Genomic DNA, 23,140 nt, shown 5'->3' on the forward strand with positions numbered 1-23,140 from the left:
GATTGTGTCGTCCTATTTGCGACAAACGTTACCGCGGTTCAGCCGAGGGAAAGGGTGCCCGGGAACAGATCGCCGTCCGGGGGCGGTGTGGTCTCGTCCAGCCAGGCCGCGAGGAATTCGCGGAGATCCATCGATGTGAGAGTCTGCAGATAGGCGCGGAATTCGGGCATCGCGGCATTGCCGTAGCGATGCGCCTGCACGAACCGCGACACCGCCGGGAAGAAGACCGCGTCGCCCAGCAGGTGCCGCAGCGCGTGCAGGAACAGCGGGCCGCGGGTGTACACGACGGTGAATTCCTTTCCGGCGCCGGGGTTCTGGAGGGGGACCGACCAGAAATCCGGATCGGCGCGGTTCTTGTCGACGGTTTCGCGGTACATCGCGTCGACGTCCTTGCCCTCCTTGCGTTCCGGCCACAGATAGTCGGCGGTGTAGCTGGCGAAGCATTCGTTCAGGCAGATGTCCGACCACTGCCGGACCGACATCGAATCGCCCCACCACTGATGGGTGTTCTCGTGCACCACGGTGTTCAGATCGGACCACGGGGCATAGATCGGCCGGGTCTGGGTCTCCAGCGAGAACTGCAGATCGGTGTCGACGTAGATGCCGCCGCCGGCCTCGAACGGATACGGGCCGTAGAGGGTCTCCAGGAAGTCCAGGACCTCCGGCAACCGTTTCTCCAGCTCCCGGCGCGACACCGCCTGCGGGGCGAAGGCGCTGAACAACGGGGTGCCGTCGGCGCGCCGCTGCTCCAGGAAGTCGAAGTGGTCGATCGCCACCGTGGTCAGGTATCCGGCGACCGGATCGCGCAGCCGCCATTCGACGGTCCGCCGCGCGCCGTCGCTGACGTCGCGGGTGCGCAACCCGTTCGACACCACCTCCCACTCCTGCGGAACCGTGACCCGGACCTCGAAGGTGGCCTTGTCCAGGGGGGTGTCGTTGAGCGGGTACCAGGTGGCGGCGGAATGCGGCTCGCCCGCGGCGAAGGCGCCGCCGTCGGCCGACACCGTCCACCCGGAGTCGGGCGTGTCGGTGGCCTGTCCGGCGTAGTCGACGACGATCGTGAAGGGCAGTCCCGGCAACAGCGGCAGCAGCGGGGTCACTGCCAGTTTGTGCGCCCCGGTCCGCTCGAACAGCGCCGGTCGGCCGTTCACCGCCACCGCGTGGACCTCCGGACCGCTGAAATCGAGATCGAAGGCGCGCAACGGCTGCGCGGCGATCGCCGACAGCCGGGCGGTCCCGGTCAGCTGCCGATTCGGTGGGTCGTAGCCGAGGGTGAGGTCGTAGTGTTCGACGCGGTAACCGCTGTTGCCGTCGTCGGGATAGTAGGGATCGCCGAGTCCGGGCGTGCCGACCGCCGGATCGTCCAGTACCTGCGCGCCGACGGTGACCGGCGCCGGCGATACGGTGGCGCCGACGAGCAGCAGCCCGGCCGCCAGGCGGCGCATTCGGTTGTGCATGCGTCGAGCCACCCCTTCCGACCTGCGTGCGGATATCGGGATGGTAGCCGGATCAGTTGTTCGTGCCGGTGATCGCCACGGTCGCACCCAAACCGATGATCATGAGCCCGCCGGCCCCGCCGACGGCCTCCAGCCGCCGCGGCGACCGCGCGAACCAGTTGCGCGCGGTGCCCGCCAGCAGCGCCCAGGCGCTGTCGGAGACCAGCGCCACGGCCAGGAAGATCGACCCGAGGATCAGGAACTGCACCGGCAGATCGCCGTTGGCCGGTTCCACGAACTGCGGCAGCACCGCGGAGAAGAAGATGAGGGCCTTGGGGTTGGTCACCCCGACCACGACGCCCTGACGGAACACCCGCCGATGCGGCACCGATTCGGTGCGCGCGGCGAAGGCCTCGCGCAGCGAACGCCGCTGCCGCACCGCCTGTACGCCGAGGTAGATCAGGTAGACCGCGCCGACGAGTTTCACGACCGTCAGCGCGAGCGCCGAGGCGGCGACCAGGCTGCCCAGCCCGGCGGCGACCGCCAGCACCAGCAACTGCACCCCCAGGGAATGTCCCAGCACCGAGACCAGGGCGGCGCGGCGCCCGTCGGTGAGGGCGCGGCCGATGGTGAACAGCACTCCCGGTCCGGGAATCACGATGATGACGGTCGCCGCGACGAGAAAGGCCACCAGGTTCGAGGTGGGAATCACGAGATCATTCTACGAAGGGGCACAACGGGTTTACCCGCGCAATTCCTCCGGCAGCTGATGCGGATCCAGCAGCAGCCGCTTCGACTCCGCGGCCAGCACCTTCGCGGCGAGAGTGATGTTGTCCGCCAGCAACTTCCACTCCACATCGCTGATGGCGGACCGGGCCCGCTCGATCACGCCGGGATCGCGGGTGCCCCAGGCGATCGGCATCGGCGTGATCGGCTGTCGCAGATCGCCGATGGAACCGGATGCGAAGTCGGTGCGGACCGTGATCGACGGCACCTGCTCACCGGCCCGGTCGCGATGCCCCGGCAGGGCCCGCACCACCCGGGCGATCAGGGCGTAGACCGGCACGCCGCCGGGTTTCGCGATGTTGACCAGCGCGAGCAGCGTCAGCCCCTTGGGGTTGCGGTCGGTGACCACCGCGGGCACCAGCTCGCCGGCCGCGTACAGCTTGTCGACCCGCGCGCGGTGCGGCGTCCACACCGCGACGAACAGCGCCGTGACCGTGCCCAGCGCGAAGGCGACGGACAGGATGAACGAATAGGGGTGCCCCAGCCGGATCAGGCCCGCGGTCGAGAGCCCCAGCACGATCGCGACCGCGAAGGCCACGATGCGCAACCGCCGGATCGTAGGGACGATCTCGTTGACCGACCGGGCATACGCGCGGTCCACCGCGAAGTCGAAGCGTCGCACGTCCACCATCCTCACCTGTCTCCCGGGCCGGATCGCCCGACGCGCCGGTCCGATCATCCGATAGCCGGTCCCAGGAGATCGTCCGCATCGGTGATGCGGTAGGCGTACCCCTGCTCCGCAAGGAAACGCTGCCGGTGCGCCGCATATTCTGCGTCCAGCGTGTCGCGTGCCACCACCGAATAGAAATGCGCCTGGCCGCCATCGTGTTTCGGGCGCAGCAACCTGCCCAGCCGCTGCGCCTCCTCCTGCCGGGAACCGAAGGTGCCCGATACCTGCACCGCGACCGAGGCCTCCGGCAGGTCGATGGAGAAGTTGGCCACCTTGCTCACCACCAGCACCGGGATCTCCCCGGCGCGGAACGCGTCGAACAGCGCCTCGCGCTCCTTGGTGCGGGTGGAACCCTGGATGACCGGGGCGTTCAGATGTTCGCCCAGTTCGTCCAGCTGGTCCAGATACGCGCCGATCACCAGGCTCGGCGCATCCTTGTGCCGGGCCAGGATCGACTCCACCACCGCGAGTTTGGTGCGCGCGGTGGAGCACAGCTTGTAGCGCTCCTCCGGCTCGGCGGTGGCGTAGGACATGCGCTCGGCGTCGGTGAGGGTGACCCGGACCTCGACACAGTCGGCGGGCGCGATCCAGCCCTGCGCCTCGATATCCTTCCACGGCGCGTCGTAGCGCTTCGGGCCGATCAGCGAGAACACGTCGCCCTCCCGGCCGTCCTCGCGGACCAGGGTGGCGGTGAGGCCGAGGCGGCGGCGGGACTGCAGATCGGCCGTCATCCGGAACACCGGCGCGGGCAGCAGATGCACCTCGTCGTAGATGACCAGGCCCCAGTCGCGGCTGTCGAACAGCTCCAGATGCCGGTACTCGCCCTTGGTCTTGCGCGTGATGACCTGGTACGTGGCGATGGTGACCGGGCGGATCTCCTTGCGCTCGCCGGAGTATTCGCCGATCTCGTCCTCGGTGAGCGAGGTACGGGCGAGCAGTTCGCGCCGCCACTGCCGGCCCGCGACGGTATTGGTGACCAGGATCAGCGTGGTGGCCTTGGCCCTCGCCATCGCGGCCGCGCCGACCATGGTCTTACCGGCGCCACAGGGCAGCACCACCACACCCGAACCACCGGCCCAGAACGAATCGGCCGCCATCTCCTGATAGTCGCGCAATTGCCATGCGCCGCCCTCGAAGTCGAGGTCGATCGCATGCGCCTCGCCGTCGACGTATCCGGCCAGATCCTCTGCGGGCCAGCCGATCTTCAGCAGCATCTGCTTGATGCGGCCGCGCTCGGACGGGTGCACCTGGACCGTGTCGGCATCGATGCGGGTGCCGAGCATGGGCTGGATCTTCTTGTGCCGCAACACCTCTTCCAGCACGGCCCGGTCGAGGCTGACCAGTACCAGGCCCTGTGCGGGATGTTTGACCAGTTGCAGCCGGCCGTAGCGGGCCATGGTGTCGACGATGTCGACCAGCAGCGGCTGCGGCACCGCGTACCGCGAATAGCTGACCAGCGCGTCGACCACCTGCTCGGCGTCGTGCCCCGCGGCGCGCGCGTTCCACAGCGCCAGCGGGGTGACGCGGTAGGTGTGCACGTGTTCCGGGGCACGCTCGAGCTCGGCGAACGGCGCGATCGACTGCCGCGCGGCATCGGCCTGCGGATGGTCTACCTCCAGCAGGACGGTCTTGTCGCTCTGAACGATGAGGGGCCCGGCCACTCGGTCACCTTCGTGGGACATCTGCCCACGATATCGGGGGTGACCGACATCTCGCCGTATGGGATCGACCACGACTCGGCGACCTGCGCGGACCGGATGTGGCGCTCGTCACCCCACCGGGTCGCCGGGCCGCCGTGCGACCCGCGGCTGGTACAGTCCCTCCTCGTGCAGCGCGCGTATTTCTGGTTTACCAAGCCGGCCCCGGGTGGGCCGGTCGGTGAATCGCGCTGACCTTCCCCCCACCCCGAGCCGGACGCCCCAGACCGGCTCGAGGGATTCGCTCTCGGTGAGTCGGCCCCGCTCCGAAATCCCGAGAGGACAAGCTCCAGATGAGTACCGCAGGTGATCTCGACGATCAGCGCACGCTGAGCATCAGCCCACTGCTGTCGCCCGCCGATGTCCGCCGCGCCCACCCCCTCGACGACACCCTGGCCGCCACCGTGCGGGCCGGCCGCCGCGCCACCGTCGACGTGCTCGACGGCGCCGACGACCGGCTGATGGTCATCGTCGGCCCGTGCTCGGTGCACGATCCCGACGCCGCCCTGGACTACGCGCGCCGCCTGGCCGCGAAATCCGCCGAACTGGCCGATCGGCTGCACGTGGTGATGCGGGTGTACTTCGAGAAGCCGCGCACCACCCTCGGCTGGAAGGGCCTGCTCAACGATCCCCATCTGGACGGCTCGTTCGACGTCAACACCGGCCTGGGTCTCGGCCGGCGGCTGCTGGTCGACATCACCGCGCTCGGGCTGCCCGTCGCCTGCGAATTCCTCGACCCGATCACCCCCCAATACATCGCCGATCTGGTCGCCTACGGCGCGATCGGCGCCCGCACCGCCGCCAGCCAGGTGCATCGGCAGCTGTCCAGCGCGCTGTCGATGCCGGTCGGCATCAAGAACGGCACCGACGGCGACGTGCAGGTGGCCGTGGACGGTGTGCGCGCGGCGGCGGCCAGCCACGTGTTCCCCGGCACCGATCTGGACGGGCACGCGGCCCTGATCCGCACCGCCGGCAATCCGGACTGTCACGTGATCCTGCGCGGCGGAAGCTCGGGGACCAACTACGACGCCGCCTCGGTCGCCGAGGCCTGCCTGCGCCTGGAGAAGGCGTCGCTGCCGGAGCGCGTGGTCGTCGACGCCAGTCACGGCAACAGCAACAAGGACCACACCAAGCAGGTCGACGTGGTCACCGATATCGCCGAGCGGATCGCCGGCGGCGACCGGGCCGTGGTCGGCGTCATGCTGGAGAGCTTCCTCGTGGCCGGTCGCCAGGACCTGACCCTGGGCCGCGCCGCCGATCTCACCTACGGCCGGTCGATCACCGACGCCTGCCTGGACTGGGACACCACCGCCGCGCAGCTCGACCGTCTGGCGGACGCCGTCGCGACCCGCCGGACGGCCCGCATCACCGCGTGACCGCGCTCGACCGGGCTGCCCGCGGGACATCGCGGGCACCCGGCACCGCGGGCCGGTGCATCGGGTCGCGGGCGTGGTTACGTCGTGCGGTAGGGCCGGGTTGCGGTCCACGGGCAGCCAACTGGCCCGCGACAGCGGCTCGGCCGAGGAGCCAGTATCGGATTCGTGATCGAGACGACTGCGGTAGTGGGCGTGGCGGCGGCCGCCCTCGGAATGGTGCTGACGCCCGGGCCGAACATGATGTATCTGGTGTCGCGCACGGTTTCCCAGGGCCGGCGGGCCGGGTTGATCTCACTCACCGGCGTGGCGGCCGGATTCCTGGTCTATCTGACGGCGGCGGCCGCGGGCATCACGGCCATCTTCGCGGTGGTGCCCGAGCTGTATCTGGCCGTGAAACTGGCCGGCGCGCTGTACCTCGGCTGGCTGGCGTGGAAGACGTTGCGGCCGGGCGGGATCTCGGCCTTCGCACCCAGCGAGCTGCCCGCCGATCCCACTCGGCGGCTGTTCACCATGGGCCTGGTCACCAATCTGCTGAACCCGAAGATCGCCATCATGTACATGGCACTGATCCCGCAGTTCGTGGTGCCGGGGCACGGCCGGGTGTGGTTGCAGAGCCTGTGCCTCGGCTCGGTCCAGATCGGCGTCGCACTGACCGTGAACGGGCTGATCGTGCTGGCCGCCGGGTCGATCGCGGCATTCCTCGGCGAGCGGCCGTTGTGGCTGCGCGCGCAGCGCTGGGTCACCGGCACCCTGCTCGGCGCCATCGCCGTACTGCTGGCCACCGATCGGGCGCGGCCGATGCCCGCCTGAACGGCGCGGTCAGCGGGCCGGACTGGGGGCCCGGTGAGCGTGCAGGCGGCGGATGCCCTCGGTGAGGGTCTCCTCCTTCTTGCAGAAGGTGAAGCGGATCAAGCGATTCCACGCGGCCGGGTCGTCGGCGAAGACGCTCAGCGGTACGGCGGCGACGCCGAGGCGCTCGGGTAGTTCCCGGCAGAAGGCGCCGGCGTCGGCGGCGCCGAGGCCGGTGATGTCGGCGCACACGAAATACGTTCCGTCGCTGCGCTTCACCTCGAAACCCGCCTCCCGCAACGCGTCCGACAGTCGAATCCGCTTCTCCGCGAGGGTGTCCCGCAGCGCGGCCACCCAGGGCAGCTCGTGTTCCAGCGCGTACGCCACGGCCGGCTGGAACGGGCCGCCACCGACGAAGGTCAGGAACTGTTTCGCGGCCAGCACCGCGTCCAGCAGCGGGGCCGGTGCGCAGGCCCAGCCGATCTTCCAGCCGGTGACGCTGAAGGTCTTGGCGGCACTGGACACCACGACGGTGCGCTCGAACATGCCGGGCAGGGTGGAGATGCTGAGATGTTCGTGCCCGTCGTAGGTGAGGTGCTCGTACACCTCGTCGGCGAGTACCAGCAGATCGTGCTCGAGCGCCAGGTCGGCGACGGCCTGCAGTTCGGCGCGGCCCAGTACCGTGCCGGTCGGGTTGTGCGGTGAATTCAGCAGCAGCAGGCGGGTTTTCGGGGTGATGGCGGCGCGCAGGCTGTCCAGGTCGAGGGTGAAGCCGTCGCCGTCGGGTACCAGCCGCGCGGTCCGGCGGGTCGCCCCGGCCAGCGCCACCGCCGCCGAATAGGAGTCGTAGTACGGCTCGATCAGCACCACTTCCTGCCCCGGCTCGACCAGCCCCAGCACCGCCGCCGCGATGGCCTCGGTGGCGCCCACGGTGACCAGCACCTGGCTGTCCGGGTCGTACCGGGTGCCGTAGCGGCGGGCCCGGTCGGCGGCGATGGCCTGCCGCAGCACCGGCATGCCGCGCCCCGGCGGGTACTGGTTCAGGCCGTCGGCGATGGCGGCCCGGGCGACGTCCAGCATGGCCGCGGGACCGTCGGAGTCCGGGAAGCCCTGGCCGAGATTGACCGCACCGTGGCGGACCGCCAACTCGGTCATCTCGGCGAAGATCGTCGAGGCGAAGGGACGCAAGCGGGCGACGGTCTGCGTGTGGGACATGTTCCCAACCTAGCGTGCTGGTCAGCGGGGCCGAGACGGCCGGGCTCGAGCCGATTCCAACCTGTCACCTGTCCGGGCCGGTCCCGTGCGCTCCGCCGGATCGTGACCGGATGCGCTCAGTGCGGGACCCGGACCCCGGACAGCTTCGCCGGATTGGCGAGATCGTATGCGCCGCAGACTGTTTCACCGTCCACCGCGAAGGCGATCACCCGCGCCGGGGTACCCGGGCGGCCGTCGTGCGAGGCCCGCTCGTGGATCAGCAGGCCGACCTCGCCGTTGACCCGCACGACCGCGCAGTCCGGGGCATCGGGTGCGAGGCTGATCCCGTACCGGCCCAGCAGGCCGAGGGTGAGGTCGGCGAATCCCGGCGCGCCCACGACCCCGCGCAGGGCCGCGTGGGTGACCCCGCCCGCGTCGGCCATGTACCGGGCCTCCGGATGCAGCGCCGTCTGCACGGCGTCGCGATCCCCGGACTCCAGGGCCGTCAGCAGCCGGTGCACCGCCGCGGCGTGCGCGGCATCGGCGACCGGGGCGGGCAGGCCGACGAGCACGGCCCGCGCGGCCGTGGCCGCCGCCGTCACCGTTTCCTCGGTGCAGTCGAGGATCGATGCGACGGTCGCGGCCGGCATCGCGAGCCCGTCGTGCAGCACCGATGCCAGCCGGGACACCGGCTCCAGGACGTCCAGTGCGATCATCGTCACGAAACGGCAGTCACGGCGGCGCGCAACGGTTTCCAGCAGTTCGGGGCGGCCGGAGGGCGCCGGGCCGGTGACGATCGGCTCCGGAAGCCACTGTCCCACATAGTTTTCCCGCCGGACCGCGGCAGTACGCAACTGCTCCAGGCAGATCCGGGCGATCACCGCGGTCAGCCATTCGCGCAGGTCCTCGATCTCGTACTGCGGGGTGGTGGCCAGCCGCAGCCAGGTCTCCTCGACCGCACTCCCGGCGCCCACGACACTGCCCGTGGACCGGTAGGCCACCGAGAACAGATGTGGCCGATGGGATTCGAACAGATCGGCGACGAGTGCGGAGACCATTGCGCTGATTCTACGGCGGCGCGCCGACACCCCCGACCGCCGCCTCCCGCCGACGGCGGGAGGCCCTGTGGTAATGATCAGTCGAACTGACCGGGCTCGTAGCCGCCCGCCGGGGTGCGGGCGATCACGTTGAGCCGGTTGTAGGCGTTGATCAGCGCCACGGTCGCGATCAGCGCGCCGATCTGGTCGTCGTCGAAATGCTTGCGCACCTGATCCCAGGTCGCGTCCGAGACGCCCTCATGGGCGTCGGCGATCCGGGTGCCCTCCTCGGCCAGGGCCAGCGCGGCCCGTTCCGCCTCGGTGAACACGGTGGCCTCCCGCCACGTCGCGACCAGGTTCAGCCGCAGCCAGGTCTCCCCCGCCGCCACGGCGTCCTTGGCGTGCATATCGGTGCAGAATCCACAGCCGTTGATCTGGCTGGCGCGCAGCTTCACCAGTTCCTGGATCTCGTGCGGCAGGGTCGACTCGGAGACGGCCTGACCGGCGGCGTTCAGCCGCTTGGTGAACTTGGCCGCGGCGGGGCTGGCGAACACGTTGAATCGGGCTTCCATCACGATGTCCTTCCTCGAAGGTGGTGCGCCGCGCGGTGGCGCGGCGCCCGTACATCAAGGTGACGATGTGGCCCGACGGGCTGTGACATCCCCGCCGGTGACCCGCATCACAGCGGAACGGGCCGCAGCCGCTCGGTGTAGACCGCGGCGCGGCCCAGGGCGTCGTCGGCCGCGTCGAGCTCGATCGACGTCTCCTCCAGGATCTCGACGGCCCCGGCGATGCAGTAGCCGGGCGTGGTCAGGGCACCGATCCCCGGGGTGTCCAGGAGTACGCCCGCACGCGGTAACGCCCGATAATCATCGGCGAGTGCGGCCACCTCGGCCCGCAACGCCGCGAGCCGGTCACGCAGTTCGGCCCGCCGCCGGTCCAGCGCGATCGGATCCACACTCACCTCGTTCATGCCCCCAGCATGCCCGGAACCGGCGGTCCCGGTCCGGGTTCAGCGCTCGGCGAACGAGAAGGTGACCTTGGTGAGTTGCTCGGACAGTTCCCACAGCCCGCGGGCGGTCGCCTCGTCGCGCGAGGCGGCCGAGGACGTGCAGCGGACCGGGTAGCCACGCGCGCCACCCAGGCCGGTGGGGCCGTAGTACCCGCCGGGCTCGACGTCGGTGGCAGTAGCGGCGTACAGCGAGCCGAGCGCCCCCATCTCGGCGCTCTGCGCCAGGAAGCGGTTGCCGAGCACCATCACCTTGTCCATGAAGGTCTCGGTGTGCGACTGCAGGTCGGTGGCGGCGTAGCCCGGATGGGCGGCCAGCGCCAGCTTCGTCGATCCGGCGGCGGCGAGCCGGCGCTGCAGTTCGTAGGTGAACAGCAGATTCGCCAGCTTCGCCTGCCCGTAGGCCGCCCAGCGGCTGTACCGGCGCTGTTCCCAGTTCAGGTCGGCAAGATCGATCTTGCCGACGGCGTGCGCGCTGCTGGCGACCGTCACCACCCGATCCGCGATCTTGTCCAGCAACAGGCCGGTCAGCGCGAAATGGCCCAGGTGGTTCGTGCCGATCTGCATCTCGAAGCCGTCGGCGGTGCGGCGCAGCGGCACCGCCATCACGCCGGCGTTGTTGATCAGCACGTCGGCGCGGTCCACCGACGCGGCGAACTCCCGCACCGACGCCAGATCCGCCAGGTCCAGGCGGCGAACCTGGGCCCGCTCACCGATGGAATTGGCGACCGACCGGGCCTTCACCTCGTCGCGACAGGCCATGATCACCTGTGCTCCGGCCGCGGCCAGTGCCCGCGCGGTGACCGCGCCGAGCCCGCTGTTCGCACCGGTGACGATGATCGTGCGTCCGCTCTGATCCGGAATGTTCGACGTATCCCAACGACTCACGCCGCCTCCTCGCCCGTGGTTCGCGGCGCCCGCCCGGCGGGCGCAGCGGCGCGCCCGCGCCGCGGGCCCGCCTTCTGGCCACGAGTCTAGCGGGTGGCCGCCACGACCTCGTCGTCGCTCATCGCGGCGACCTCCAGATACAGGCCGGCGACGGTGTCCAGCCGCCCGGCGGGTTCGCGCTGCGAAAGCCGTTGCGCCAGACCGGCGACGGTGCGGGTGGCGAACAGATCCGACACCACCGCGCCGGGCACGTCCAGCCATTCCCGCACCCGCGCGACGACCGTGGTGGCCAGCACGGAATCGCCGCCGAGCGCGAAGAAGTCGTCGGTGACGCCGACCTCGGCGCGTTGCAGGACCGCGGCCACGATATCGGCCAGGGCCCGCTCGACATCCGTTCGCGCCGCGACGAATTCGTGTTCCGCCGCGGATTCCGCGAGCAGCGCCAGGACCGCGCGGCGATCCGGTTTGCCGTTCGGGGTCAACGGAAGTCGCGGCAGCACCGCGAGCCGGGACGGGACCATGTAGTCCGGCAGCAGCTCCGCGAGGACCCCGAGCGTCTCGTCCGGAGGCAGGACCATGCCGTCGGCGGCCACCACCACGGCCGCGAGTTTTGGTGCGGCCGAACCGATCACGGCGGCGACAGCGTGCCGGACCCCGGGCAGCGCGCGCAGCGCGCTCTCCACCTCGCCGAGTTCCACCCGATAACCGCGCAACTTCACCTGATGGTCGGCGCGGCCGAAGAACTCCAGGATCCCGTCCGGCCGGTAGCGGGCCAGATCGCCGGTGCGGTACCAGCGCAGACCGGCGTATTCGACGAACCGGTCGGCGGTGCGCTCCGGCTCGTTGCGGTAACCCGCCGCCACACCCGCGCCGCCGATCCACAGCTCGCCGGTCACCCAGTCCGGGCAGTCCTGCCCGGCCGGATCCACCACCCGGCAGCGCACGTTGCGCAGCGGGGTCCCGTACGGAATCGCCTTCCAGTCCTGTGGAACCCGCGCCCCGGCGACCTCGCAGACGGTCGAATGGATGGCCGTCTCGGTGGCGCCGCCGAGGCCGGCGAACCGGCAGCCGGGGGCGACCGCGGCCAGGCGGCCGGGCAGTGCGACGTCCACCCAGTCCCCGCCGAGCAGCACCGCGCGCAGCGAGTCGAGCGGGATGTCACCGGCGGCGGTGAGCACCATGTCCAGCAGGCTGGGCACGCAGTTGAGCACGCTGATCCGGTGCCGGGTGATCAACTCCACCCAACGGGCCGGTTCGCTACGCTGCGCGGCATCCACCGCGACCACCGCGCCACCCGCGCTGAACAGGCCGAACAGGTCGTACACCGAGAGGTCGAACTCCAGCGCCGACAGCGCCAGCGCGCGGTCGGCCGGGCCGATCGCGAACCGGTCGTTCAGGTCATCGATGGTGTTCATCGCGGCCCGGTGCGGTACCTCGACGCCCTTGGGCACACCGGTCGAGCCGGAGGTGAACAGCACGTAGGAGATCTGCTCCGGATCCGGGAACACCGGTTCCGGCAGCGGCTGCGGATGGATGCGCGCGGCCGCGAGCGTCAGGGTCGGCAGCGCCGCGATCGTCTCGGCCGCAGTGATCGCGGCGACCACATCCCCGACGCGGAGGATCTCGGCCCGCCGGGCCGACGGCTGATCGGCGCCGATCGGCACATACACCGCACCCGCCGCCAGCACACCGAGCGTCGCGACCACCTGGTCGGGGCCCTTGGGCAGCTGCACCGCGACCGCGTCCCCCGGCCGCACCCCGGCGGCGCGCAGGGCGCCCGCCACCGTCAGCGCCTCGGCGGCCAGTTCGCCGTAGGTCTGCCGATGCGTACGGTCCGTAGATTCCCAGATCAGCGCCGGGGCATCGGGTTCGGCGGCCGCGTGGGTGAAGAAGCCGGTGTGCAGGGTTCTTCCGGACACCGGACCGTCGGTGGCGTTGGCCCGCGCCCGGATCCGGGCCTGCTCCGCCGGAAGTCGCACGCCCGCAGCGGTATCCCAGCCGGTACCCGGTTCGGGGGATTCGGTGGCAAGTGCGGTGATCGCGGCGAGGTAGCCGTCGAACATGGTCTCCACCATGCCGGGCGGGAAGGCGGTCGCGCGGACGTCCCAGTTCAGCAGCAGCCCGCCGCGCACCTCGGTGACCTGCGCGTCCAGCAGGACCTGCGGGCCCTGCGAGATGATCCAGACCGGATCGCCGAAGGTCTCGGTGACCACGTCCGCGAACAGCTCGCCGAGGTTCAGCGCACTGGTGTAGACGATCGGGGCCAGCACCGGCTCACCTCGGGAACGGCCCAGATCGCGCAACACCTCCAGCCCGGAGTACGCGGAATGCGCTCCGGCGGCGTGCATCCGGCGTTGCAGCGCGGCGGCCCGCTCGAAGACGGTGGCGGGTTCGGTGACATCCACCTCCAGCAGCACCGACGAGGTGAAGTCGCCGACCACGCCACCGACCTCCGGATGTACCGGCTCCCGATGGAACAGCGGCAGATTCAGCAGGAAGCGGCGCTGCGCCGACCAGCCCCCGATGGTGTCGGCGAAGATCGAGGCCAGGGCCATCGCGGGGGTGACGCCGCGCGCGTGCGCGGTGGCGAACACCCGCGCCTTCTCCGCCGGCGGCAGCCAATGATGGTGGCGCACGGTGCTGTTGCCGGTCTCGGTGGCGGCCGAGCGCGGAAGTTCCGGCGCGCCGGGCAGTTCCGGCAGCCGCTCCTGCCACCAGCGGCGGGCCCGCTCCCGCTCTCCGGCCGTGGCCCGGCCACCCGGATCGGCGAGGTACTCCCGGAAGGTGTAGGTCACCGGCGGCAACGTCTCGCCGCGGTAGAGCCGGGCCAGATCCGCGATGAGGACGCGATAGCTCATCGCGTCGGCGGCCAGCATGTCGACGTCCAGATGCAGCCGGGTTCGGTCGCCGGGCAGCAAGGTCGCGGCGATGTCGACGACCTGGCCCTCCTCGACCGCGAGTCGCTGATGGGTCCGGCTGTGCCGCAACGACTCCAGTGTCGCGTCGACCTCGGCCGCCGCGGCCTGTCGCAGATCGGTGACACTCCACACCGGCCGGCCCGGCGCCGCGAGTGTCTGCTGCTGCCCGTCCGGCCGGAACCGGGTGCGCAGCATGGGATGCCGCTGCACCAGCGCCGCCACCGCCGCCCCGAGGCGCTCGGGATCGACCGCGCCACCGTCGAATTCGATGTACAGATGCGCGGCCACCTCCCCGAGCCGCTGCTCGGCCGAGCGGCCGATCCAGTACGCGTGCTGCATGGGGGCCAAGGGGAACGGGGAGCCGTCGTCGGTTACCGCGGGTACATCGGCGACCGCCTCGGATGTGTCGTCGATCGCCGCAGGTGTGCGGTCGGCCGACACGGTCGCGCCGCCGGCCACCATGGGTTCACAACTGGTCGCTGTCGGCGTGCCGCCGGCCACCATGGGCCCACCACCGGCCGTGGGAGTACCGCCGCTCGCCACGGATGCGCCACCGGCCGCCGTGAATGCACCACTGGTCGCCGTGGGGCCACCACCGGTCGCCTTCGTGGGTGTGCCGCCGGCCGCCATGAGTCCGGCACTGATCGCCGGGGATGCGCTGCCGGTCGCGGTGGGTGTGCCGTCGGCCGGGGCGGCGGAATCCGCGGTGCCGCCGAGCATTCGGAGCCAGTCGGCGACGGTGGGTGTGGCGGCGAGTTGCGCGAAGTTGACGTCGATACCGCGTTTGCGCCACCCGCCCGCGAGTTTCATGGTGCGAATCGAGTCCAGGCCCAGCTGGATCAGGTCGTCTTCGTCGGCGATATCCGTTGCCTCGATACCGAGTTGCGCCGCGACGGCCGCCCGGATCTCGTCGCGCTCGATGCCGTCACCCTCACCGGGTAGCTGTGCTGACTCCATCTCCGCGTCACTCCTTGCTCTGGCCGATCGTCGATCAGCGTAGCCCATTGAGATAGGGTTGCCTAACCTTTGTAATCAGACCCTCAGTAACCTGTCGACCGTGAGGCAGCGCCCGTGACATCCCTCTCTCCCACCGCCGAGACGCACCGCGACGGCTTCGTGCCGATCCCCGCCGAGGCCGCCGCCGCCTACCGTGCCGCCGGGTACTGGACCGGGCAGACCCTCGGTGACCTGCTCCGGACGGCCGCTCGGCGGTGGCCCGGCCGACCGGCCCTGCACGATGCGGACGGGGTCCGCGACTACGCCCGGCTCGATGCCGACGCCGACGCGATGGCCCACGGCTTCCGGGCCCACGGCATCGCGGCCGGCGATCGGGTGCTGGTGCAACTGCCGAATGTGCCGGAATTCGTGCCGATCCTGTTCGGGCTGTTGCGCGCCGGTGCGATCCCGGTGCTGGCCCTGCCCGCGCACCGGCGCGCCGAGATCGAACATCTGGCCGCGTTGTCCGGCGCGGTCGCCTACGTGATCGCCGATCGGGTGGGCGATTTCGACTACCGCGAGCTGGCGGCCACCCTCCGGGAGCAGGTCGGCAGTCTGCGCCGGGTCTTCGTCCTCGGCGATCCGGGACCGTTCACGGATCTGGCAACGGTTGCGGCCGAGGGTGATTCGCTGCCGGAACCGGCGGCCGACGAGATCGCGCTGATGCTGGTGTCCGGCGGCACCACCGGCCTGCCGAAGCTGATCGCCCGCACCCACGACGACTACGCCTTCAACGCCAGGGAGAGCGCGGCGGTCTGCGCACTCGGGCCGGACGACGTCTATCTCGCGACTCTGCCCGCGGCACACAACTTCCCGCTCGCCTGCCCCGGAATCCTGGGTGCGATCACGGTGGGGGCCTCGATCGCCTTCACCGCCGATCCCAGCCCGGAGGCGGCCTTCGCGGCGATCGCGCGCCATCGGGCCACGGTCACCGCGGTCGTACCCCCGCTGGCCCAATTGTGGTGCGCCGCCGTCGAATGGGAGGAGGCGGACCTGTCGTCGCTGCGGTTGTTGCAGGTGGGAGGGGCACGGCTGGCGGATGTCAACGCGCGCGAGGTGCGGCCCGCGCTGGGGGCGCAGTTGCAGCAGGTGTTCGGCATGGCCGAGGGCCTGCTGAACTACACCCGCCTCGACGACGCCGACGATCTCGTCTGCACCACCCAGGGCCGGCCGCTGTCGCCCGCCGACGAACTGCGGGTCGTCGACGCCGACGGCAACGATGTGGCGCCGGGTGCGGAGGGTGAGCTGCTGGTCCGCGGGCCGTACACGATCCGCGGTTACTACCGTGCGCCGGAACACAATTCCCGCGCGTTCACCTCGGACGGCTTCTACCGCAGCGGTGATCTGGTGCGGCGGCTGCCCACCGGGCACCTGATCGTGTCCGGCCGGATCAAGGACGTGATCAACCGCGGCGGGGAGAACGTCTCCTGCGACGAGCTCGAGGAACATCTGCTGGCCCATCCGGCCGTCCGGCACGCCGCCGCGGTGGGCCTGCCGGATGCCGCGCTCGGCGAGAAGGTCTGCGCCGTCCTCGTTGTCGACGGCGACGCACCCACGCTGGCGGAGATCAAACGCTTCCTCACCGAACGCGGCCTGGCCGCCTTCAAACTGCCCGACCTGCTGCGCACCACCGACGCCCTGCCGCTCACCGCGGTCGGCAAGATCGACAAGAAGGTGCTGCGAGCGACCCTGTGACGCACCGGAACCGGCCCGGCGACAACGGAAGCCGGGCCGGAGCCGTCGGCTCGCGTCACCGTCACTTCGGAACATGCTGCTGGACAACGGCAACGGGCACCGAGGCAGTGGCGCAGCCACCCTCGGTGCCCGATGGCGTCGCTCAGCCGGCGACCAGATACGGTGCGACGCTGCCGAGCTTCTCGCAGGTCTCCTCGAACTCCCGGGCCGGGGTGGAGGCGGCGACGATACCCGCGCCCGCGCGGATCCAGGCCCCGTCGGTGGTCTGGTACACCGCGCGCAGGACCAGGGTCGCCTCCAGCTCGCCGCCCGAAACCGTCACCACCGCACCGGAATACAGGCCGCGCGGATCGTTGTCGAGGCGGAAGACCGCATCGACGCCGCCGCGCTTGGGGATTCCGGACGCGGTCACCGACGGGAACAGCGATTCCAGTGCGTCCCAGGAACTCTGGTCGGCGGCCAGCCGGCCGCGCACGGTCGAGGCCAGATGCTGCACGCTGCCGCGCTCCCGGACCGCCATGAAATCCGACACGGCGGTACTGCCGGGCTCGGCGACCGCGGCCACCTCCGCGAACGAGGTCTGCACCGAGATGGCGTGCTCCACGATCTCTTTCGGATCGGTGACGAGTTCGGCGCGGGCCGCGAGATCCGCGGCGTCGCCGCGGCCGAACGCGCGGGTGCCCGCGAGCGGTTCGGTGGTCACCACGCCCGCCTCGTCGACGGATGCGACCAGTTCGGGACTGAATCCCGCCGCCTCCAGGCCGCCCAGCCGCAGCAGGAAGGAGCGGGCCGGGGTGTTGTGCGCTCGCCCCAGCCGATAGGTGGCCGGCACGTCGACGGCGAAGGGCAACTCCACCTTTCGCGACAGGATCACCTTCTGATACCGGCCGTCACGGATCTCGCCCACCGCGGTGGCCACCCGATCGCGATACCCGGTGGGGTCCGGTGTGACGTCCACCGGGGACGGATCCGGCAGGGCCGTGTGCTGGGCCTGCTCGACCAGCTGGTGGATGAGTTCCAGTTCCGCCGCCGTCGCCCCGGTCACCTCGATGCCGTTGCCGTCGAGGCGCACCTCGATCCGCGGAATCATCAGGAATCCCAACGGGGTTCGCGCCGGTACATGCGCGGTGGCCTCGAAGGACCAGGCACAGAACTCGAATGCCAGCCAGCCGTAAGCGGTTCGGCCCGCCGACGGGAGTTCGGACAGGGCGCGATCGAGGGCCTGGGCCGGGGTGCCCGTCCAGTGACTCGTCGTACTCCGATCCGCCCAGCGAACCCGCAGTTCATCCGCGGTGAGCTCGATACCGCCGAGTGGATCGGCGGCGAACACCCACTGTCCCGGTCGTTCATAGACGACGTATTCGCCGAATCGCTGCGCGGATGCCAGCGCCGAAACCGCCGCCGCCGGATCGAGAATCCGCACGCGTTCGTCCGTGACCGTCACCAGACCTCCAAGGTTATGCTCACCTTACTTCTGGAAGTGAGGTTAGCATTACCTTTCTGCTTTTGGTGCCGCCCCGATGTGCACATCCCGCACGACAACCGCCTGCGCGAAACCTCCGGCCGGGCTTCAATAGTGGGATGTGCTGCTTCGCGGTGGGCCGCACCACCAACGGAGGGACCATGATCGATCACCCCCAGCCTTCTCCGGCGCCCCCGGACACCGCACCGCATTCGGTGGTCGCTCTGGTGGATGCCTCCTCCTCGGTGGAACGGACGCTGATCGGCGACTGGCTCGCCGCGGGCGGCATCCTGGCCGAGGTCGGCGTGGACGCGCCGGTCACCCAGTTGGATCTGGACGCCGCGGCGGTGGCCGACCGGCTGGTCGGCCGCCGCGACGATCCGCTGGTGGTGCCGGTCCGGGTGGTCTGGCTACCGCCGGAACGAGACGGCGTGCGGCGCACCACCTTCGCGGATCTGGTGTTCTTCAACGATCCCCGCCGGCCGAACCGGTTGCGGCAGCGCCGCCTGGTCGCGAAGGCGCCGGACCGGCATCTGGTGCTGACCGGGCAGCCCGCGCGGCTCAGCGAACTGCGCGCCAACCATCCGGAGGCGGCCGACCGGTCCGGCACGGAACCGTTCGCGCGGGCCATCGTGCGGGCCGGCACCGTCGCGCTGGAGCGCGCCGAGCGCGCGGTGATCGGCGACCGCTACAAGGTGCCCCGGCTGGTGGCCGAGGAGATCCTCGACTCCCCGGAGTTCCTGCACCGCCTCGACGCCATCGCGGTACACACCGGAACCGGTTCCCGGGAGGTGTACCGGCGCGCCGAGAAGGGGCTGCGCGAACTCGTCGCCGCGCAGAGCCGGCTGGTGTCGGATCTGTTCACCCAGGCGATGCGACCGGTGCACGCCTGGACCTGGAAGGTCGACAGCGATGTCGGCCGCCTCGACGAGCTGCGCCGGCTCAACCGGCGGCATTCCCTGGTGTTCCTGCCCTCGCACCGCTCCTATGTGGACGCGTTCGTGCTCGGGGATGCGCTGGCGCGCCACGACTTTCCGCCCAACCATGTGGTCGGCGGCATGAATCTGGGCTTCTGGCCGATGGGCCCGATCGCCCGGCGCACCGGAACCATCTTCATCCGCCGCAGTTTCGGCGACGACGAGGTGTACAAGGCCGTCGTCGAGGAGTATTTCGCCTATCTGCTGGCCAAACGCTTCAATCTGGAGTGGTATTTCGAGGGCGGCCGCACCCGCACCGGCAAACTCCGGCCGCCACGCTACGGCCTGCTGAACTATCTCGCGGCCGCGATCCGCTCCCGTCGCGTCGACGACGTGATGCTGGTGCCGGTGTCGATCACCTACGAGCGGCTCAACGAACTCGGCGCCATCGCCAGCGAACAGGCGGGGGGGACAAAGGAACCCGAGGGCCTGACCTGGATGGCCCGCTACATCCGCAATCAGCAGCATTCGGCGGGTCACGTGTACCTGCGCTTCGGCGCACCGCTGTCGGCCCGGGAACGGCTTGCCGCGCACGGTGATCCACTGGTCCCGGCGCCGGACCCGGGTGCGCCGGTCGCGCCGGACACCACCGAGCGGGAGCGGAATGCCGTGCAGCGCCTGGCCTTCGAGGTCGCGGTCGGAATCAACGCCGTCACCCCGATCACGGTCAACGCCCTGGTGACCCTGGTCCTGCTCGGCGTGCACGAGCGCGCGCTGACGCTGGGCGAGGTGCGCCGGACGCTGGAGCCGGTGCGCGGTTACATCCGCCGGCGCGGACTGCCCGGCGGCGAATTGGATTCCCTCGGTGCGGATCACAGCCTGTCGGTGGTACTGGAACAGCTGTCGCGCGCGAAGGTGGTGACAGTCTTCCGCGGCGGCCTGGAACCGGTGTACTCGATCGAAACCGGCGCTCACCTGGAGGCCGCCTTCTACCGCAACAGCGCCGTGCACTGGTTCGTCAACCGGGCCATCCTGGAGCTCGCGGTGCTGGCGGCGGTCGACGCGCCGCCCGGTGCACAACTCGACACCGGCTGGGAGATCGCCTACCGGCTGCGCGATCTGCTCAAATTCGAGTTCTTCTTCCCCGAGCGCACCGAATTCGCCGCCCAGCTCACCGCCGAGATGCTGCTGGTGGATCCGCACTGGCACGAGCGCACCGCGGCGGGCACGGTCGGCACGGACATCCTCGCCGAGCTGACCGGAACCGGATTCATGATGGCGCACCGCGTCTTGCGTTCGTTCTTCGACGCCCAGCTGGTGGTGGCCGAACGCCTCGCCGCCGATACCGAGCCGGGCCCGCTCGACCGCAAACAGTTCCTGGCCGAATGCCTCGCCGCCGGCCGCCAGATGCTGCTGCAACAGCGCCTGCACAGCCCCGAATCGGTGTCGACCGAATTGTTCACCAGCGCACTGAAACTCGCCGAGAACCACGGCCTGCTCGATCCGGACGGCCCCGACCTGCACGCGCGCCGCGTGGCCTTCGCCGCCGAACTGCGCGCCCTCGGCACCCGCATCTCCTACGCCGCCTCGCTCGACCCGGCCAACCGCCCGGAGCAACGATGAGCGACAACGAGTTTCGGCGCAACGGCCACCCGGCGAGCACCACACACCCCGGCACCGCAGCGGCCGGGCCCGAGGCAGCGAACGGACGGGAAGCGGACGACCACCCGGCGAGCACCACACGCTCCGACACCGCACCGGCCAGGCGCGAAACAGCGAACGGACCGGAAGCAGACAGCCGCCCGGCGAGCACCACATTCTCCGGCGCCGCAGCGGGCGAACCCGAGGCAGCGGCAACCGGAGCGGACGCGGACGACCACCCCGCCTCGGCGACCACCCGAACCGACTCGGCCACAACCGGACCGGAGGCCGCGCCGACCGGACAGGGCCTGCTCTCGACCGGTTGCCGACCCCTCGCGCTGACGGACCGGATCGCGGCTGTCCGCAACGGTCCACAGGGTCCGCGGATCGCCGCCGTCTTCGATTTCGGTGGCACGGTCGTACACGGCCTCACGCCGCCGCCACGGTGGCGGCGGATCGGCCGCGATCGGCGCGCGCTGGAGGCGAGCCTGGCCGCCGGGATCCGGGGCGCGCGGGCCGAGGGTGAGTACGAGCGATTCCTCCAGCGGGCCGCGCAGTCCTGGGCCGGGCGGACCGAGGCCGAGCTGGACGAGGCGGGTGCGCGGCTGTTCCGCTCGACGCTGTACGAGCAGCTGTATCCCGAAGCGTGGCAGCTGATCCGGACGCACGAGGCCGCCGGGCACACGCTCATCCTCGCCAGTTGCCTGACCCGGTTCCAGGTTCTGCCTGTCGCAGCGGAACTCGATATCCCCCATGTCCTGTACACCCGGATGGCGGTCGAGGACGGCGTCCTCACCGGGCACGTGGCCGGAAAGCCGTTGTGGCGCACCGAGAAGGCGGAAGCGGTGCGCCGGTTCGCGGCCGCACACGACCTCGACCTGCCGCACAGCTACGCCTATGCCGACACGATCACCGATCTGCCGCTGCTGGAGCTCGCGGGCCGGCCGGCCGCGGTCGATCCGGACGCCGGGCTGTCCGTGCAGGCCCGTGAACGGGACTGGCCGACCCTGTCGTTCCGGCCTCGTACGAAGACTGGTGTCCGCGACATCGCCCGCACCGCAGCCGGTTTCACCGCACTGCTGACCGGCGCCGCCGCCGGGATCGCCGGCGCCGCGATCTTCCCGGCTGGTCGCACCACGGCACTCGACCACCCTGCGACCACCCACACGGAACGCGGCGGCACCGGCTCACCCCGCCCCGAGGCGGCGTCCGAACCCACCGTCACATCGCCGGGAGACACCGCCGGCGCCCGGCGGCATCAGCGGATGGCCGACGCGATGATCGCGCGCGCCGCCGACGCCACCCTCCGCGCGACCGGTGTGCGCCTGCGGATCACCGGCGCCGACTACGCCCGCGCGCCGCGACCGGCGGTATTCGTGTTCAACCACCAGAGTCAGTTCGACATCGTGGTACTCGCGGCCGTCCTGCGCGGCGGCGTCACCGGCATCGTGAAGCGGGAGATCACCGCCAATCCGGTGTTCGGGCCGCTGCTGCGGTTCACCGGCGCGACCTTCATCGACCGCTCGGACACCGCGAGTGCGAAGGCGGCACTGGCGCCGGTGGTGGAGACGCTGCGCGGCGGGCTGTCGATCGCCGTGGCTCCCGAGGGCACCCGCTCGCGGTCGCCGCGGGTGGGCCCGTTCAAGAAGGGCGCCTTCCACATCGCCATCCAGGCGGGCGTGCCGATCGTGCCGGTGGTGATCCGCAATGCGGGCGAGATCGTCCGCCGCGATTCGATGCTCGTCCGGCACGGGACCGTGGAGGTCGTGGTGCTGCCGCCGATCGATGTCGGCGGCTGGCGGCCGGCGGCGATGAACGAGGACGTCGAACGGGTCCGGCAGTTGTTCGTCGAGACGCTGCTGGACCGGCCGGCGCCGGAGGGTGCCTAGACCTTCCGCCCGAACAGCAGCCTCCACGGCATCGCGGCCGATTCCAGCTGCACCTTCAGGCTCATCTTCGAGGCGCCCTTGGTGCGCTCCTCGAAGCGGATCGGCACCTCGGCGATCTGGATGCCCTTCTTGATGGTCCGGTAGTTCATCTCGACCTGGAACGAGTACCCGTTGCTGCCGATGGACGCGACGTCGATCGCGCGCAGGGTGTCGGCCTTCCATGCCTTGAAACCGGCGGTGGCGTCCCGGACACCCAGCCGCAGAATCGTATTGACGTAGAAGTTGGCCCACGCCGACAGCGCCTTGCGGTACCACTTCCACTCCGCCGCGGTGGAACCGCCGGGAACATAACGGGATCCGAGCACCACGCCGGCGTCGGAGTTCGCCAGCTTGTCCAGCATGGCGGGGATGACCTCCGCCGGATGCGACAGGTCGGCGTCCATCTGGATGACCACGTCCGCACCCTCGTCGAGGGCCCTGGTGATACCGGCGACGTAGGCGCGGCCGAGTCCGTCCTTCTCGACGCGGTGCAGTACGCCGACCCTGCCCGGGTGCTCGGCGGTCAGCTTGTCGGCCACCTCACCGGTACCGTCCGGCGAGTTGTCGTCGACGACCAGCACATGCAGGTCGGGGACCGGTAGCGAGGTCAGTCGCTCGACCGCCACCGGCAGGTTCTCCCGCTCGTTGTAGGTCGGCACGACCACGGTCACCTTCAAGACGCCCTCCGCTCGACTCGGCAT

18 protein-coding genes are annotated in these 23,140 nt (G+C 70.6%); 6 read left to right on the plus strand and 12 right to left on the minus strand.

The window, feature by feature from the left end:
* Positions 1-38: 38 nt before the first annotated feature.
* From G361_RS0132965 to G361_RS0132980, 4 genes are read right to left on the minus strand one after another with little or no spacing between them, the layout of a single operon-like run.
* Complete coding sequence (locus G361_RS0132965) at positions 39-1,457, minus strand: M1 family metallopeptidase (protein WP_019931409.1); 1,419 nt, start codon at positions 1,455-1,457, stop codon at positions 39-41.
* Positions 1,458-1,509: 52 nt separating this feature from the next.
* Entirely contained in the window at positions 1,510-2,148 is a 639-nt protein-coding gene (locus G361_RS0132970) for a LysE family translocator (RefSeq protein WP_019931410.1), read from the minus strand.
* Between the two features lie 30 nt (positions 2,149-2,178).
* A complete protein-coding gene (locus G361_RS0132975) occupies positions 2,179-2,853 on the minus strand; it encodes a DUF3239 domain-containing protein (RefSeq protein ID WP_019931411.1) in 675 nt (224 codons plus the stop codon).
* Between the two features lie 44 nt (positions 2,854-2,897).
* Positions 2,898-4,553 (minus strand): DNA repair helicase XPB, encoded by a 1,656-nt coding sequence (locus tag G361_RS0132980; RefSeq protein WP_019931412.1) that lies wholly within the window; start codon positions 4,551-4,553, stop codon positions 2,898-2,900.
* 39 nt (positions 4,554-4,592) lie between these two features.
* Between G361_RS0132980 and G361_RS0132985 the strand changes: the two genes are divergently transcribed.
* The 3 genes from G361_RS0132985 (at position 4,593) to G361_RS0132995 (ending at position 6,775) form a co-directional block, all read left to right on the plus strand.
* Positions 4,593-4,784 (plus strand): hypothetical protein, encoded by a 192-nt coding sequence (locus tag G361_RS0132985; protein ID WP_019931413.1) that lies wholly within the window; start codon positions 4,593-4,595, stop codon positions 4,782-4,784.
* A 98-nt stretch (positions 4,785-4,882) separates the two neighbouring features.
* Entirely contained in the window at positions 4,883-5,965 is a 1,083-nt protein-coding gene (locus G361_RS0132990; RefSeq protein WP_019931414.1) for a 3-deoxy-7-phosphoheptulonate synthase, read from the plus strand.
* A gap of 165 nt (positions 5,966-6,130) precedes the next feature.
* Positions 6,131-6,775 carry a LysE family translocator gene (locus G361_RS0132995; RefSeq protein WP_026343795.1) on the plus strand — a complete coding sequence of 215 codons (645 nt, stop codon included), beginning with the start codon at positions 6,131-6,133 and terminating at the stop codon, positions 6,773-6,775.
* 9 nt (positions 6,776-6,784) lie between these two features.
* Here G361_RS0132995 and G361_RS0133000 read toward each other — a convergent pair whose 3' ends face one another.
* The 6 genes from G361_RS0133000 to G361_RS0133025 form a co-directional block, all read right to left on the minus strand.
* Positions 6,785-7,969 (minus strand): pyridoxal phosphate-dependent aminotransferase, encoded by a 1,185-nt coding sequence (locus G361_RS0133000; protein WP_019931416.1) that lies wholly within the window; start codon positions 7,967-7,969, stop codon positions 6,785-6,787.
* Positions 7,970-8,085: 116 nt separating this feature from the next.
* Positions 8,086-9,006, minus strand: a complete 921-nt coding sequence (locus G361_RS0133005) for a sigma factor (protein WP_019931417.1) — start codon at positions 9,004-9,006, stop codon at positions 8,086-8,088.
* Positions 9,007-9,083: 77 nt separating this feature from the next.
* Positions 9,084-9,557 (minus strand): carboxymuconolactone decarboxylase family protein, encoded by a 474-nt coding sequence (locus G361_RS0133010; RefSeq protein ID WP_019931418.1) that lies wholly within the window; start codon positions 9,555-9,557, stop codon positions 9,084-9,086.
* A gap of 107 nt (positions 9,558-9,664) precedes the next feature.
* Complete coding sequence (locus G361_RS0133015) at positions 9,665-9,958, minus strand: hypothetical protein (RefSeq protein WP_019931419.1); 294 nt, start codon at positions 9,956-9,958, stop codon at positions 9,665-9,667.
* 39 nt (positions 9,959-9,997) lie between these two features.
* Complete coding sequence (locus G361_RS0133020; protein WP_019931420.1) at positions 9,998-10,882, minus strand: oxidoreductase; 885 nt, start codon at positions 10,880-10,882, stop codon at positions 9,998-10,000.
* A gap of 86 nt (positions 10,883-10,968) precedes the next feature.
* Entirely contained in the window at positions 10,969-14,757 is a 3,789-nt protein-coding gene (locus tag G361_RS0133025; protein ID WP_019931421.1) for a non-ribosomal peptide synthetase, read from the minus strand.
* 114 nt (positions 14,758-14,871) lie between these two features.
* Here G361_RS0133025 and G361_RS0133030 point away from each other — a divergent pair, with 114 nt between their 5' ends.
* Positions 14,872-16,491: a (2,3-dihydroxybenzoyl)adenylate synthase gene (locus tag G361_RS0133030; RefSeq protein WP_019931422.1), complete on the plus strand. Its 1,620-nt coding sequence runs from the start codon at positions 14,872-14,874 to the stop codon at positions 16,489-16,491.
* Positions 16,492-16,633: 142 nt separating this feature from the next.
* Here G361_RS0133030 and G361_RS0133035 read toward each other — a convergent pair whose 3' ends face one another.
* Positions 16,634-17,935 (minus strand): salicylate synthase, encoded by a 1,302-nt coding sequence (locus tag G361_RS0133035; RefSeq protein ID WP_019931423.1) that lies wholly within the window; start codon positions 17,933-17,935, stop codon positions 16,634-16,636.
* Between the two features lie 179 nt (positions 17,936-18,114).
* Between G361_RS0133035 and G361_RS0133040 the strand changes: the two genes are divergently transcribed.
* Both G361_RS0133040 and G361_RS48770 read left to right on the plus strand, forming a co-directional pair.
* The gene (locus G361_RS0133040) at positions 18,115-20,493 is read left to right on the plus strand and encodes a glycerol-3-phosphate 1-O-acyltransferase (protein ID WP_036496312.1); all 2,379 of its coding nucleotides are present in this window, start codon (positions 18,115-18,117) and stop codon (positions 20,491-20,493) included.
* Positions 20,490-22,400: an HAD-IB family hydrolase gene (locus G361_RS48770; RefSeq protein WP_019931425.1), complete on the plus strand. Its 1,911-nt coding sequence runs from the start codon at positions 20,490-20,492 to the stop codon at positions 22,398-22,400. The genes G361_RS0133040 and G361_RS48770 overlap by 4 nt, the downstream gene beginning before the upstream one ends.
* Here the strand turns inward: G361_RS48770 and G361_RS0133050 are convergent.
* Positions 22,397-23,140 carry a polyprenol monophosphomannose synthase gene (locus G361_RS0133050; RefSeq protein WP_019931426.1) on the minus strand — a complete coding sequence of 248 codons (744 nt, stop codon included), beginning with the start codon at positions 23,138-23,140 and terminating at the stop codon, positions 22,397-22,399. The genes G361_RS48770 and G361_RS0133050 overlap by 4 nt on opposite strands.

The sequence above is a fragment of the Nocardia sp. BMG111209 genome (assembly GCF_000381925.1).
GTDB lineage: Bacteria > Actinomycetota > Actinomycetes > Mycobacteriales > Mycobacteriaceae > Nocardia.

Bases quoted from the DNA above. Each gene is read 5' to 3' on its own strand.
- G361_RS0132965 (WP_019931409.1), bottom strand. From the start codon at position 1,457: ATGCACAACCGAATGCGCCGCCTGGCGGCCGGGCTGCTGCTCGTCGGC.
- G361_RS0132975 (WP_019931411.1), bottom strand. From the start codon at position 2,853: ATGGTGGACGTGCGACGCTTCGACTTCGCGGTGGACCGCGCGTATGCC.
- G361_RS0132990 (WP_019931414.1), top strand. From the start codon at position 4,883: ATGAGTACCGCAGGTGATCTCGACGATCAGCGCACGCTGAGCATCAGC.
- G361_RS0133000 (WP_019931416.1), bottom strand. From the start codon at position 7,969: ATGTCCCACACGCAGACCGTCGCCCGCTTGCGTCCCTTCGCCTCGACG.
- G361_RS0133005 (WP_019931417.1), bottom strand. From the start codon at position 9,006: ATGGTCTCCGCACTCGTCGCCGATCTGTTCGAATCCCATCGGCCACAT.
- G361_RS0133010 (WP_019931418.1), bottom strand. From the start codon at position 9,557: ATGGAAGCCCGATTCAACGTGTTCGCCAGCCCCGCCGCGGCCAAGTTC.
- G361_RS0133015 (WP_019931419.1), bottom strand. From the start codon at position 9,958: ATGAACGAGGTGAGTGTGGATCCGATCGCGCTGGACCGGCGGCGGGCC.
- G361_RS0133025 (WP_019931421.1), bottom strand. From the start codon at position 14,757: ATGGAGTCAGCACAGCTACCCGGTGAGGGTGACGGCATCGAGCGCGAC.
- G361_RS0133040 (WP_036496312.1), top strand. From the start codon at position 18,115: ATGATCGATCACCCCCAGCCTTCTCCGGCGCCCCCGGACACCGCACCG.
- G361_RS48770 (WP_019931425.1), top strand. From the start codon at position 20,490: ATGAGCGACAACGAGTTTCGGCGCAACGGCCACCCGGCGAGCACCACA.
- G361_RS0133050 (WP_019931426.1), bottom strand. From the start codon at position 23,140: ATGCCGAGTCGAGCGGAGGGCGTCTTGAAGGTGACCGTGGTCGTGCCG.